Consider the following 12668-nt stretch of genomic DNA (forward strand, 5'->3'; position numbering starts at 1 on the left):
CACGCTACATGGGAATGATTCTCCTTACTGCTAATCTGCTCAGGTGTCGCCCCGATCCGTTCAGCTCCGTTCCGTGACCGTCCGACGAGGTGAGCGGGCGGTCCTGCACCGAGCCGACGCGGTCTTCGAGCCCGGCGCCGTGACGGTCGTCGCGGGCGCGAACGGCTCCGGCAAGTCCACCCTGCTCGAGACGGTCGCCGGGGTGCTCCCCACGGCCGAGGGCACCGTCAGCGGCGTGTCGCCGCGCTCGGTCGCGCACGTCGCGCAGTCGGTGTCGACCCCGGGCCCGCCGCTCACCGTGCGTGCCGCCGTGGCGATGGGCCGGTGGGCATCCGTGCCGTGGTGGCGCCCCCTGCGGCCCCGCGACCGCGCGGTCGTCGACGAGCAACTGGCGCGCCTCGACCTCGTCGGGCTGGCCGACCGCCCGCTCGACACACTGTCCGGTGGGCAGCGCCAGCGCGCACTCGTCGCGATGGGACTCGCGCAGCAGGCCGCGGTGCTGCTCGTCGACGAACCGACCGCCGGCGTCGACGCGCGCTCGCTCCGGCTGGTCCTCGACGCCCTCGCCGCCGAAGCCGGCCGGGGTGCGGTCGTCGTGCACGCGGCCCACGACCCCGAGGCGCTCACCGCAGCCGACCGGGTGCTCACCCTCGAGCGCGGCACCCTCACCTGATGCGAGCGACCGCGCAGTCACCGGACAGTCCGCGTGGCCGGTCGGTCGCGCTGGTCGAGCCGGTCAGCCGCGCTGGTCCAGGCGGAGCAGCCGGGTCTCCTCGGCGTCGTACTCGGCACGGACCTGTCGGAGCACGAGGTCGTCGATCTCCCCCTCGTCCCGTAGCCGCAGCACCGTGGCCGCCTTGAGTCGCACGAGCGCCAGTTCGAGCTCCACCGCCGTCCCGCGCTGCTGCAGCAACGGGTGGTCGTCGTCGTCGCTCTCCTCGGCCTTCACGAGCGCGAGGTGGCCCTCGTAGTCTTCGCGGATCCTGTCGACGATCTCGGCGTCGGCGCCGACGCGGCGCGCCAGCTTCGGCAGGGCGTCGAGCGCCGCCTCGATCGCGACGCGCTCCGCGGACCGACGCTCCTCGACCACCTCGTTGCTGCCGTCGAACGCCGCCCAGCGGACGACCGCCGGCAGCACGAGCGACTGGCCGACGATCGTCACCACGACGACGCCGGCGGTGACGAAGACGATGAGGTCCCGGTCCGGGAACGCGGCGCCGCTCTCCACCATCCGGGGGACGGCGACCGCAGCCGCGAGCGAGACCGCGCCGCGGAACCCGGTCAGCCCGCTCACCAACCGGTCGCGGTGTCCTTCGCGGGGCGAGCCTCCCGTTCGGAGCGTCACGAGCCGCACCGTGCCCCAGGTGAGGTTGAGGAACGCGAAGCGGAGCACGACGACGGCCACCGACACGGCGCCGATCAGCCCGAGGCCGACCGCGATCTCGCCGCCCGTCAGGGCCCGGACCGAGATCGTCGCCTCGATGCCGACGAGCACGAAGAGCGCGCCGTTCAGCAGGAACGTGGCGAACGACCAGAACGACCGCACCTGCTGCCGGGTCTCCGCCCGGTCGAGCTTCGGAGCGACCTGACTGACGACCAGGCCCGCCACGACGACCGCCAGCACACCGGACGCGTGCACCGCCTCGGCGACCAGGAACGCGGCGAACGGCACGAGCAGCGTCAGCAGGTTCTCGAGCACGACCGCGTGCACCCGACGGAGGACGAGCATCCCGAGCCACGAGGTCAGCAGCCCCGCGGCGATCCCGCCGACGTAGGACAGCAGGAGCATCCCGGACACGTTCCAGAAGGTGAGCTCCTGCTCCCCCGCCGTCACCGCGACCGCGATGCCGTAGATCACGAGCGTGGTGCCGTCGTTGACGAGCGACTCGGCCCGGAGGACCGTCGTGTTCCGCCGCGGCAGGGACCGCGTGAGCGCACCGACGGCGGTCGCGTCGGTCGGGGCGACCGCGGCACCGAGCACCCAGGCCGGACCCCACGGCATGCCGAGCAGGTGCAGGAGCGTCGCGACCCCGCCGGCCGTCAGCACGACGAGGAGGGTCCCCATCAGGACGATGCCGCGCAGGTTCGCACGGATCTCCCGGAGCGAGATCGTCAGACTCTCCCAGTACAGCAGTGCCGGCAGGAACAGCAGCAGCACGGCGTCCGCGGGCAGCTCGACCTCGCGGAACACCGGGATGAACGCGATCCCCGCACCGAAGGCGAGCAGCAGGACCGGGGGCGCGACACGCAGGCGGTTCGAGACGGCGGTGGCGACGGCGATCGCGACCACGAGCACGACGACGAGTTCGGGTGCGATGAGTTCCATGAGGAGCACAGCTTGCCAGGGCGGTGGTGTGCGCGCTCACGCCTGGTCCACGCAGCGAACCGCGCCCCAGAGCAGCGGCGCGGAGCAACGGCGCGGAGCAGCGGCGCGGAGCAGCGGCGCGGAGCAACGGCGCGGAGCAGCGGCGCGGCCACAGCGCGTCCGGAGCGGCTCAGCGCCCCCGCTCGGCCCGCTTCGTGAGGACCAGGAACGTCACGTGGCCGAGCAGGGCGATCCCGAAGAACACGAGCGCGACCGCGTAGACCCGGTCGAGCCTCCCGTCGCCGGTCAGGAGCAGCACGATGCACCCGACCACCGCAGCGGTGAGGACCCCGACCTGCACCATCGACCACGTCGTCCGCCAGCGCGGCTGCTGTCCCTGTCCGTCCACGTCCCCATCCTCCCGCATCGACGGACGGGAGGCGCTGCACACGTCGTGCGCCGGGCCTCCCGTCCACCTCGGGCCACGTCCGGCCCGGGCCGCGTCCGGCCCCGGGCGGTGCCGCCCGCGGCCGGTCAGCCGAGCTGGTCGGTCAGCAGCGTCGGGTCGGCCGCGAGGGACGCCTTGACCATGCGGCTCCAGTCGTCGACGAGGACCTCGGCCGAGCCGGCCTGCACACCGTCCAGCGACGCGCGGGCGACGTCGGCCGGATCGGTCATGTGGCCGTCGTAGCCGGCCATCATGTCGGTGTCCGCGGCGCCGAGGTGGAGGCCCTGCACCGTCACGCCGCGACTCGCGAGCTCCAGGCGGACGGCGTTCGTCATGTTCCACTCGGCGGCCTTCGCGACGGAGTAGCCGCCCGCGCCGGGGGCGGCGAACCAGGACAGCGCCGACAGGACGTTGACGATCGCACCGCCGCCGTTCCGCTCGATCACGGGGGCGAACGCACGCACCACCTCGAGGGTGCCCCACAGGTGCGTGTCCACCGCGCGGCGGGCGTCGGCGAGGTCGTCGGTGAGGAGCGATCCGGAGGAGGAGATGCCCGCGTTGTTCACCAGCAGCGTGACGTCGGGCGCTGCGACTGCTGCCGCCGCGACCGACGCGGGGTCGGTGATGTCGAGGGGCAGGACCGTCACGCCGGGGACGTCCACGAGTTCGGGACGGCGTGCGGTCGCGTAGACCTTCGTGGCGCCGCGCTCCATGAGCTGCTCGACGAAGCGGCGTCCGATGCCGCGGTTCGAGCCGGTGACGAGCGCGACCGGATCACGGCCCAGCTCGCCGAGCTGACGGCGGCGCGGGACCGCCTCGACGAGGTCATCGACATCAGCGAGCACCCGACACCCGAGCACTGTCCGGCGCTCCGGACGGAGCCGTCGACGGTCGGTGCGGCGGCGGCCTGACGGGCGTTCCGCTGCCGGTGGGCAGTCCGCCGCCGGGCCGGTGGTCCGGCTCGACCGGTGACGGCGTGCTGCTGCAGATCCCGGTGACGAGCCGGGCCCCTGCACCGACCTCGCGGAGCAGGTAGGTCGGCAGACGGCCCGCCGGGTACGGGTCGAGGTACTCGCGGCTCACCGGACCGATCTGGGACACGACCGCCACCGAGTCCTTCTCCGACCCGGACGTCTCACGTGGGACGAACACGTTGCCGCGGAACGCCTCCAGGGCGGTGTCGGACGTGAGCGGCACCACGAGGACGGTCGCGATGTCGCTCGCCAGGAGCCAGTCCTGCTGCAACCGGTCATACCGGCGCCCGTCCGGCGACGGCTACCCCCGTCGTTCGTCTGGTGTCGGGTGCAGTCGGTATCGTCGTCGGGTGCAGATGCCGGAACACCCAGAGGACACCGTCGGACGACGCCACGGCCGGGTCTCGGCATGACGGCGGAGGCCACGGTCATCGAGCGGGAAGCGGAGCGCCGCCGCACGGTCGCCGTCATCGCCCACCCGGACGCCGGCAAGTCGACCCTGACCGAGTCGCTGACCCTCGCCGCTGACGCCATCGACGAAGCCGGTGCGGTCAAGGGGAAGGCGACCCGCCGAGCGACCGTCTCCGACTGGATGGAGATCGAGCGCAGTCGCGGGATCTCCATCAGCTCCGCCGTCGTGCAGCTCGACGCGGGCGGCACGCTCATCAACGTCGTCGACACCCCCGGTCACGCCGACTTCTCCGAGGACACCTACCGCGCACTGGCCGCCGTCGACTGTGCCGTCATGCTCATCGACGCCGCCAAGGGCATGGAAGCGCAGACGATCCGCCTGTTCGAGGTCTGCCGCACGCGGGACATCCCGGTCATCGCGGTCGTCAACAAGTGGGACCGGCCCGGACGCGAGGCGCTCGACCTGCTCGACGAACTCGAGGAGCGCACCGGTCGGACCCCGACGCCCGTGACCTGGCCCGTCGGCGAGGCCGGGCACCTGCAGGGCCTCGTCGACACCGCGACGGGGACGCTGACGACCTTCGAGTCGAGCGGCGGCGGGCATCTGCCGGTCACGACCGAGCGGTCGGCGGACGAGGCGGCCGAGCTGCTCGGTGCCGCCTGGCGGACCGCCGTCGAGGAGGTCGAGCTCACCCGTGAGGTCCGCGGCCTGCCCGACCAGGGCGACTTCCACGACCGGATGAGCATGCCGGTGTTCTTCGGCGTCGCCACCAAGCACGTCGGCACCGTCGACCTGCTGCGCTTCCTCCGCGACGCCGCACCCGCCGCCCTGCCCCGCCGGACCTCGGACGGTGCCGCCCGCCCGGTGACCGAACCGTTCGCCGCGCAGGTGTTCAAGGTGCAGGCGAACATGGACCCCGCCCACCACGACCAGGTCGCCTTCGTCCGGATCTGCTCCGGGCGGTTCGACCGCGGCATGATGCTGACGCACGCCCAGTCCGGTCGGCGGTTCAACACGAAGCACGCGCTGAGCGTGTTCGGACGCGAGCGCGACACCGTCGACCTCGCCTGGCCCGGCGACGTCGTCGGCCTGGTCAACGCGACGATGCTGCACCCCGGGGACACGCTCTTCAGCGAGGAACCGGTCGAGTTCGAGCCGCTCCCCCGCTTCGCACCCGAGATGTTCGCGACGGTCGCCCCTACCGACCCGAGCACGGCGAAGAAGTTCCGGAAGGGCATGCAGCAGCTCGCCGGGGAGGGCGTGGTCCAGCTGCTGCACTCCGAGCGCCGGACCGCGCAGGCGCCGATGGTCGGTGTCATCGGGTCCCTGCAGCTCGAGGTCCTCACCTCACGCCTGATGGCCGAGTTCGGCACCGCCGTCCGGGTCGAGCCACTGCCGTGGACGATGGTCCGCACCGTCACGGACGCGGACTTCGCGATCCTCGAGAAGCGGCGCGACCTCGAGATCGTCACCACCGACCGCGACCGGTACGGGCTGTTCCGCGACCAGTGGCACCTCAACTCGGTGATGCGCGAGCTGTCGGGTCTGGAGCTGCCGGCTCCCGTCTGACCAGCGGTGCGCGTGCCCCTCGATCTGGGGCCGCACGAAGCGGAGGGCGTCCCGTGTCCGCACTTCTGGGGACCGGTACGGTCGGGGCATCCACCGACCCGACCCGAACGGGCTCCCATGCACAAGATCGTCACCGGTGTCGTCGCCAGCGCCAGCGGCCTCACTCTCCTCCTCGGCGGCGCGGGCACCTTCGCGCTCTGGAACGCCGAGGCCTCCACCCGTCCGGCGACGGTCTCCTCGGGCACGCTCGCGCTGTCCGCGAACCCGGACGGCGTGTGGACGGACATCACGAACGGTCGGTCGGACGTGGTCGACATCACGACGGTGCGGATGGTCCCCGGCAACGCGTACCAGTTCCACCAGACGCTGGACGTGACGGCGACCGGCGACGACCTGACGGCGGACCTGACCTGGGTGCCGCAGAGCATCACGGGCGACGCGGAACTCATCGCCGCGTCGACGCAGTCCCTGTCGCTCGCCTCCACCAGCTCGAGCCTCGCGCCCGCGGGCCGCACCTCATGGACCGTGACACCGACGGACGGCACCTCGGTCCTCGACGTCACCTTCACGATCGGGCTGTCGTCGGACGTCACGACGGGCAAGGGGCAGTCCATCGACCTCAGTGGCATCGCGTTCACGCTCACCCAGAAGCCGATCGGGCCCTGAGCCCGGTCGTCCGGCACACGTCTTCCCCGTGCGCGGACGCCGGGCTGGGTGGCAGGCTGGCGGTGTGCACACCACCCTGCAGTCCGCGACCGACGTCGTCACCGGTATCCGCTTCCCCGAGGGGAACCGCTGGTACCGCGGGCGGCTCTGGTACTCCGACATGCACACGGGCGAGGTCTTCTCGATCGACCCCGGCACGGAGGACGGGCCGCGTCTGGAGACCACCGTGGACGGCCAGTCGTCCGGGCTCGGGTGGTTGCCCGACGGACGGCTCGTCGTCAGCGCGATGGAGTCCCGCACGGTCGTGGCGGTGGACGCCGTGGGGACGACGAGCGTCTTCGCGGACCTGTCCGCCACCGAGCCGTCGCTCCTGAACGACCTGGTCGTCGACCCGGAGAGCGGCCGCACGTACATCGGCGCGTTCGGGTACGACCTGTACGGCGGCGAGGAGCTGCGCCCCGGCCCGCTGTACGTGATCGACCGGAACGGCTCCTCCCGGCTCGCCGCGGACGGACTGGTGTTCCCGAACAGTGCGAACGTGCTGCCCGGGACGCGGACCCTGGTGGTCAGCGAGACCTGGGGCGGCCGTCTGACCGCGTTCGACATCGAGCTGGACGGCAGCCTGACGGGACGACGCGAGTGGGCGGCGTTGCCGGAGGGAGTCACACCGGACGGGAGCACGGTGGACAGCGAGGGGGCGATCTGGGTCTGCTCGGTCGACACGGGCGAGTTCCTGCGCGTCGTCGAGGGCGGCGAGGTCACGGACCGCATCGACGCCCCCGGCCTCTGCGCGATCGACTGCGCGCTCGGCGGACCCGAGGGCCGGACGCTGTACCTCGCCACCGCGGACAGCTACGACCCGGCCACCACCGCGCAGACACGCGCGGGTCGGATCAGTGCCGTGCAGGTCGCCGTCCCCGGGCCGCCGACCGTCGCGCCGGACGGCGCCTGACCGGCAGTCCCCCGGGACGGCAGTCCCCGGGACGGCAGTCCCCCGGGACGATCCGACACACTCCCAGGAGACCGTTCCCAGCAGCGGTCCCCGGGCCGCTAGGTTGTCCCTACCGGACATCGTCCGGGAAGGGGGGAACACCGTGATCGTCGTCCTGACACTCACCGCCGTGGCCGTGCTCATCGTGTCCGCACTCGTCGTCCTCGAGCTGCAGGACCGCCGCCGACGTCGGGCCCTCGGGCACCTGGGACGTCCGGACCGGGCCATCGGGGACCGCGCGGTCGCCGACATGGACGCAGCACGGTCGACCGCCGAGGGCATCTCGAGGGCAGCGCACCCCGGGACCTCCGGTGCCGCAGGGATGTCCTCCGTCGCCTGACGAGCCGTCCGCGCACGACCCCGCCTCGGCGGCACCGCGCGCACGAGTTCCGTCAGTCCGGAGAGCGACCATGTCCCGTCCCGTCCCGTCCGACACACCCGAGACGAGCGCCGGCATCCGTCTCGGTGTCATCGTCCCCGCCTGGAACGAGGCGCGCCTCGTCCCCGGTCTGCTCGACGCGCTCCGCGACCAGGTCGACCCGGACTTCACCGTCGTCGTCTGCGACAACGGGTCGACCGACGGCACGGAGCGGATCGTCGCCGACCACGTCCGTCGGCACGACCTGTCCTGGCAGGTCGTCGTCGAGCGGCAGAAGGGCACCGGTGCCGCATCGGACACCGCCGCCCGCGTCGCGATCGCCGCCGGGTGCACGCACCTCGTCCGGACGGATGCGGACTGCCTCCCGGCACCGGACTGGACCGCCACCGTCAAGCGCCTGTTCGCCGAGACGGACCACCTGTTCTTCGGCGGCCTGACGCTGCCACGGCGCGACGACCTCCCGGTCGGGCCGCTCCGCTACCGGTTCCTGTGCGTCGTCAACGAGGTCGCGATCTGGTGTGGGCGCCTCCTGCCGGAGAACCGCGGCAGGCAGTACCAGGGCCCCTACGTGATGGTCGCCGGGAACAACCTCGCCATCACCAGCGAGCTGTACGAGCGCGTCGGCGGGTTCCCGCGGACCGCCATCGAGGACACGCACGAGGACCGTGACCTCACCAACGCCGTCCGGCGGGTGACGGACCGGTACGGCCTGCACCGCGAGATGGTCGTCACGATGTCCGTCCGCCGGATCGCCGTGTGGGGCATCGTCCGGTCGCTCGCCTGGTACGCCGGCCACCGGTACCGCCCGCGGTCCACGAGCACGGTGGACGTCCGACCGTGACCGGCATCGACGCGCGTGCCGCGCGACGAGCCACGCGGGAGGACCGCCGCGTCGTCCTGCACGCCCACCGTGCCGGCTACCTGGCGCTCCGCGGGATCACCCGGCTCGGCCGGGTCGTGCGGGTCCCCGGTCTCGGGGTCGTCGTGAGCGACGCGGCGCGGATGCGACAGATCCTCCTCGACCCGGTCACCTACTCGAAGGTCGGGCCGGGAGGCTCGGACCGGCTCTGGACGCCCATCATCGGTCCGAGGGGCCTGCTCAACATGGACGGGGAGGAGCACGCGCACCTGCGCCGGAAGCTCACCCCCCTGTTCTCGCAGCGGTTCCTCCGCAGCATCGTCGACGAGGTGCTCACCCCGGAGATGGACCGGTTCGAGGACGCGATGGGCCGACGCGAGGACGTCGACGTCGTGGCCGTCATCGAACGCGCGGCCGCGCTCATCATCTGTCGCTTGACCGGGTACCCGGAGGACGACGCCGCGGCGCAGCTCGCCCGGGCCCGGGAGATCCTCGGCTTCGTCACCCTGACGACGAAGGAGTTCTCGGACGCGCAACTCGCGGTGGTCCACGAGAAGCTCGCCGTCCTCAACGCGAGCACCCGCGCCGCCTACCGAGCGGCCGCTCCCGGGACGGTCCCCGCGCTCATGCGCGCCGAGGGGATCACCGAGGAGGACACCGTGTCGGTCGTCACCGCGATGATCGTGGCCGGGACCGAGACGATCGTCAGCTTCGTCCCGCGCTTCACGAACCTGCTCATCGAGTCCGGCCACCTCGACCACCTGGCCCGACACCCCGAGGACGTCCCCGCGGCCGTCGCGGAGGCGATGCGCGTCACCGTGCCCTCACCCGTCATGATCCGCAGCGTGCTCCGCGACCACCGCGTCGACGGCGTCCGTGTCCGTGCCGGGGAGCGGATCATCCTCGCGAACATCTTCGCCTGTGCCCGGGCCGGCGACTTCGACCCCTCCCGCCCCGTGCCGAAGGAGATGCGGCAGCTGTGGTTCGGCGCCGGAGCGCACTTCTGCATCGGGATGCCGCTCGCCGCGCTCGAGGCGGAGGTGTTCGCGGCGGCGCTCGCCCGTGCGGCCGCGGCGGTCGGTCCGCTCCGGGTCCGGTCACGGGTGCGGAAGCAGCGCACGATGGCCGCCTCCTACAGCCGGCTCGTCGTCCGTGCGGAGCGCACGCCGTGACGAGCACCGTCGCCGTCACCGGCGGGAGCGGGTTCGTCGGGGGCCGGGTCATCTCGGCCCTGAAGCGGGAGGGGCACCACGTCATCGACCTCGGGCGCCGTCCCGGTCGGGGCGGCGCCGACGAGCACGTCCACGTCGACCTCGCCGCCGGTCGCGCCCGGGTGCCGCGGCTCGGGGACGTGCCGCTCGTCCACTGCGCAGCGGAGGTCCGGGACGGGTTCGACCGGGGCATGTTCGACCGGAACTCCCGGATCATGGAATCCGCGCTCGCCCTCACGACGGGCGGGGTCGTCCACGTCAGCTCGTCCTCGGTGTACAACCTCGCTCGCCCGTCCGTCCGCGCCCAGCCGGCCGAGGCGACGGGCCGCTACCGCTGGTACGGCACCTACGGTGAGTCGAAGTTCGCGAACGAAGGGCAGCTCGTGGCGGCCCGCCGCGCGTCGGCGGTCATCCTCCGCCCGCACGCCGTCTACGGTTCCGGCGACGCCACGCTGCTCCCCCGCGTGCTGCGTGCGTCGCGGTACGGGGTGCTGCCGCTCCCGCTCGGCGGACGCGCGCCCCACGCGCTCACCTGGGTCGACAACCTCGCCGCCGCCGTCCTCGCCGCACTGCGTGCCGACGTCGACGGCACGCACGCGGTGAACGTGACGGACGACGACCCGGTCCCCATCGGGGACGCGTTCCGGGCCGTCGTCGGCCGGCCGCTGCGGGTCGTGCACGTGCCGATGCGCACCGCTCGGCACGTCGCCGCGGTCGCCCGGGGCCGGTCGGGCATCTCCCCGTACTCGGTCCGGCAGCTCGGTCTCGAGCGCACCTACGACGTGGGCGGGACGGAGGAACTCCTCGGGTGGGCGCCCGAGCCCGGGACCCTCGCACGGCTCGCGGCCCTGCGCCCGAGCTGAGCAGGTCCGGGCGGGCCACGTCGTGCTGACCGGCCCGGTCGAGCGCACGACGATCAGGTCAGGTCAGGGCGACCTGCGCGTGCACGAGGACGTCGTGCAGGTCCGGGCGGAGCGCCTCCTGCGAGGACGTCCGCACCTTCACGATGAGCGCCGCTCCGGGCTTCGCGAACGCGCGCGCCACCGTCGCGGACCACGACCCGTCGCTGCCCTGCCCCGCGATCGACAGGAACTGAGCCGTGCCACCGGTCATCGTCGGCAGGAGCTGTTCCTCGAGCTGCTCGGCCGGCAGGCCCGCCGCGGTGAACATCTGCACCGTGGCCGCCCGGTCGCCCATGGCCGGGTCGAGGTCGGTGATGCGCTGCTGCGTGATCGTGGCGACCGAACCGTCCGCGTTCGTGTACTCCCGCGACCCGGCGGTCGGGTCCTCGCCGGTCTGCTCCCACCCGTCGAGTCCCGAGACCTCGAGGCTGAACGCGGGCAGGGTGCTGGCGGAGAGGCCGGCGCCGTCCTCGAAGGTCAGGTCGGTGGGCGGTGCCGCCTCCGCCGTCGGTGTGCGCGTCGGCGACACCGGTGTCGGTGTCGTCGACGCCGGAGTCGTCGGGGCGGACCGCTCGGCCCGCGGCGCTGTGCCCCCGTTCCCGGCACAGCCGGACAGTGCGACGGCGACGAGCACGGCGGCCGCTGCTGCGGTGGTGATCCTGGACGTGACGGACATGTGGTTCCCCCTTGCCTCCCGCCGTGCGCCCCGTGCACCGGCGGATCCACCACCGAGCCTACGGGTCCCGGGCGGAGACGGCCCGGGACCGTCCTCCCCCCGACGAGGGGGCGCGCCCGCCCGGGTCCCGTCAGGCGGTGGTCCCCAGGAGGCGTCCGGTCCACTCCCGCAGGGCACGGACGGCTCGCTGCGACAGGACCGCCTCCGGCACCATGCTCGTCGACCCGTGGAACGCTCCCGGCCACACGTGCAACTCCGCCGGTACGCCCGCCGCCCAGAGTGTGCTCGCGTAGGCCACGGTCTCGTCCCGGAACACCTCGGCGCTGCCGCAGTCGACGTACGCCGGCGGCAGCCCGGTGAGGTCGGTCGCGCGGCCGGGGGCGGCGGAGACGGACACGTCGTCGCCACCGCGTCGGTCGCCGAGGTACGCGTCCCAGCCGAACCCGGTCATCTCCCGGTCGGCGACACCCACGCCGTCGAACTGGTGTGCCGACACGGTGGCGTCCCGGTCGTCGAGCATCGGACTGACGAGCACCTGCCCGATCACGCCCGGCCCCTGCCGGTCACGAGCGAGGATCGCGGTGCCGGCGGCGAGCCCGGCGCCGGCGCTCTGTCCGACGAGGACGATGCGCTCCGCGTCGATGCCGAGGTCGTCGGCGTGCTCGGCGGTCCAGACGAGGCCGGCGTAGCAGTCCTCGACCGGGTAGGGGTCGGGGTGCTCGGGGGCGAGACGGTAGTCGGGGCTGACGAGGACGACGTCGTGCACGAGCAGCCATTCGTTGTAGGAGTCGAGGTTGCCGAGGTGGTGGCCGAACACCATGCCGCCGCCGTGGATCGCGTAGGCGCACGCGGCTGGTCCGGTCCGGCCGATCCGTTGGACGACGGCGAGGGCGATCGGCTCGCCGAGGTGTCCGGGGACCGTGATGCTGCGCCGTTCGAGGCCGCGGGCGCGCAGTCCCTCGTCGAGCTGCGCCTCCGTCATGTCGAGCTGTCGCATCTGCGGCAGCATCGCGGTGGTGAGGTGGAACCGGCCGCGTTCGTCCATGGCCGTCAGGAACGGGACGAACTCGGGGTCGAACGGCGGGCGGGGCAGGGCGGTGGTCTCAGGCACGGGTGGTCTCCTCGGTCTGGGTGGTCGAACGGGTCGGGGCGGTCGGGGCGGTGTCGTCCGGCTGCCGTCGCGGGGCTCAGGCGCTGGACGACTCGAAGCTCCTGGCACAGGCGCGGCGGACCGGGGTTGGGGCGACGGTCACCCGGTGGGCGCGCACCGCCGTCG

Annotated in this window: 14 protein-coding genes; 8 read left to right on the top strand and 6 right to left on the bottom strand. The window is 73.0% G+C overall.

Going from position 1 to position 12668, the window contains the following annotated elements; all coding sequences use genetic code 11:
• The first annotated feature begins 73 nt into the window (after nucleotides 1-73).
• Nucleotides 74-673: an ABC transporter ATP-binding protein gene (locus DEJ16_RS09640; protein ID WP_110824879.1), complete on the top strand. Its 600-nt coding sequence runs from the start codon at nucleotides 74-76 to the stop codon at nucleotides 671-673.
• 63 nt (nucleotides 674-736) lie between these two features.
• Here the strand turns inward: DEJ16_RS09640 and DEJ16_RS09645 are convergent, their stop codons facing one another.
• The 4 genes from DEJ16_RS09645 to DEJ16_RS09665 form a co-directional block, all read right to left on the bottom strand.
• The gene (locus tag DEJ16_RS09645; RefSeq protein WP_110825193.1) at nucleotides 737-2326 is read right to left on the bottom strand and encodes a Na+/H+ antiporter; all 1590 of its coding nucleotides are present in this window, start codon (nucleotides 2324-2326) and stop codon (nucleotides 737-739) included.
• A 169-nt stretch (nucleotides 2327-2495) separates the two neighbouring features.
• Nucleotides 2496-2714, bottom strand: coding sequence for a hypothetical protein (locus DEJ16_RS09650; RefSeq protein WP_110824878.1), 219 nt, complete (start codon nucleotides 2712-2714; stop codon nucleotides 2496-2498).
• Between the two features lie 125 nt (nucleotides 2715-2839).
• Nucleotides 2840-3538, bottom strand: coding sequence for an SDR family oxidoreductase (locus tag DEJ16_RS09655; protein ID WP_110825192.1), 699 nt, complete (start codon nucleotides 3536-3538; stop codon nucleotides 2840-2842).
• A gap of 49 nt (nucleotides 3539-3587) precedes the next feature.
• Nucleotides 3588-3998, bottom strand: a complete 411-nt coding sequence (locus DEJ16_RS09665; protein WP_110824877.1) for a type II toxin-antitoxin system PemK/MazF family toxin — start codon at nucleotides 3996-3998, stop codon at nucleotides 3588-3590.
• A gap of 138 nt (nucleotides 3999-4136) precedes the next feature.
• On the opposite strand from DEJ16_RS09665, the gene DEJ16_RS09670 reads away from it, so the two are divergent.
• From DEJ16_RS09670 to DEJ16_RS09700, 7 genes are all read left to right on the top strand, one after another.
• Nucleotides 4137-5708, top strand: a complete 1572-nt coding sequence (locus DEJ16_RS09670; protein WP_110824876.1) for a peptide chain release factor 3 — start codon at nucleotides 4137-4139, stop codon at nucleotides 5706-5708.
• A gap of 117 nt (nucleotides 5709-5825) precedes the next feature.
• Entirely contained in the window at nucleotides 5826-6374 is a 549-nt protein-coding gene (locus tag DEJ16_RS09675; protein ID WP_110824875.1) for an alternate-type signal peptide domain-containing protein, read from the top strand.
• A 64-nt stretch (nucleotides 6375-6438) separates the two neighbouring features.
• Nucleotides 6439-7326 carry an SMP-30/gluconolactonase/LRE family protein gene (locus DEJ16_RS09680; RefSeq protein ID WP_181419542.1) on the top strand — a complete coding sequence of 296 codons (888 nt, stop codon included), beginning with the start codon at nucleotides 6439-6441 and terminating at the stop codon, nucleotides 7324-7326.
• Nucleotides 7327-7468: 142 nt separating this feature from the next.
• The gene (locus DEJ16_RS09685; RefSeq protein ID WP_110824873.1) at nucleotides 7469-7705 is read left to right on the top strand and encodes a hypothetical protein; all 237 of its coding nucleotides are present in this window, start codon (nucleotides 7469-7471) and stop codon (nucleotides 7703-7705) included.
• A gap of 70 nt (nucleotides 7706-7775) precedes the next feature.
• Nucleotides 7776-8585: a glycosyltransferase family A protein gene (locus DEJ16_RS09690; protein ID WP_110824872.1), complete on the top strand. Its 810-nt coding sequence runs from the start codon at nucleotides 7776-7778 to the stop codon at nucleotides 8583-8585.
• A complete protein-coding gene (locus DEJ16_RS09695; RefSeq protein ID WP_110824871.1) occupies nucleotides 8582-9775 on the top strand; it encodes a cytochrome P450 in 1194 nt (397 codons plus the stop codon). Before DEJ16_RS09690 ends, DEJ16_RS09695 begins: the two co-directional genes overlap by 4 nt.
• Nucleotides 9772-10677: an NAD(P)-dependent oxidoreductase gene (locus DEJ16_RS09700; RefSeq protein ID WP_181419543.1), complete on the top strand. Its 906-nt coding sequence runs from the start codon at nucleotides 9772-9774 to the stop codon at nucleotides 10675-10677. The genes DEJ16_RS09695 and DEJ16_RS09700 overlap by 4 nt, the downstream gene beginning before the upstream one ends.
• A gap of 58 nt (nucleotides 10678-10735) precedes the next feature.
• Here DEJ16_RS09700 and DEJ16_RS09705 read toward each other — a convergent pair whose 3' ends face one another.
• Nucleotides 10736-11392 (bottom strand): hypothetical protein, encoded by a 657-nt coding sequence (locus tag DEJ16_RS09705; protein WP_111060658.1) that lies wholly within the window; start codon nucleotides 11390-11392, stop codon nucleotides 10736-10738.
• A 130-nt stretch (nucleotides 11393-11522) separates the two neighbouring features.
• Nucleotides 11523-12503 carry an alpha/beta hydrolase gene (locus DEJ16_RS09710; protein WP_110824868.1) on the bottom strand — a complete coding sequence of 327 codons (981 nt, stop codon included), beginning with the start codon at nucleotides 12501-12503 and terminating at the stop codon, nucleotides 11523-11525.
• Nucleotides 12504-12668: the final 165 nt, after the last annotated feature.

The sequence above is a fragment of the Curtobacterium sp. MCJR17_055 genome, assembly GCF_003224335.1.
Lineage (GTDB): Bacteria > Actinomycetota > Actinomycetes > Actinomycetales > Microbacteriaceae > Curtobacterium.

What these genes read in the sequence shown, in the direction of transcription:
- DEJ16_RS09645 (WP_110825193.1), bottom strand. Translation starts at nt 2,326, where the DNA reads ATGGAACTCATCGCACCCGAACTCGTCGTCGTGCTCGTGGTCGCGATC.
- DEJ16_RS09705 (WP_111060658.1), bottom strand. Translation starts at nt 11,392, where the DNA reads ATGTCCGTCACGTCCAGGATCACCACCGCAGCAGCGGCCGCCGTGCTC.
- DEJ16_RS09675 (WP_110824875.1), top strand. Translation starts at nt 5,826, where the DNA reads ATGCACAAGATCGTCACCGGTGTCGTCGCCAGCGCCAGCGGCCTCACT.
- DEJ16_RS09690 (WP_110824872.1), top strand. Translation starts at nt 7,776, where the DNA reads ATGTCCCGTCCCGTCCCGTCCGACACACCCGAGACGAGCGCCGGCATC.
- DEJ16_RS09670 (WP_110824876.1), top strand. Translation starts at nt 4,137, where the DNA reads ATGACGGCGGAGGCCACGGTCATCGAGCGGGAAGCGGAGCGCCGCCGC.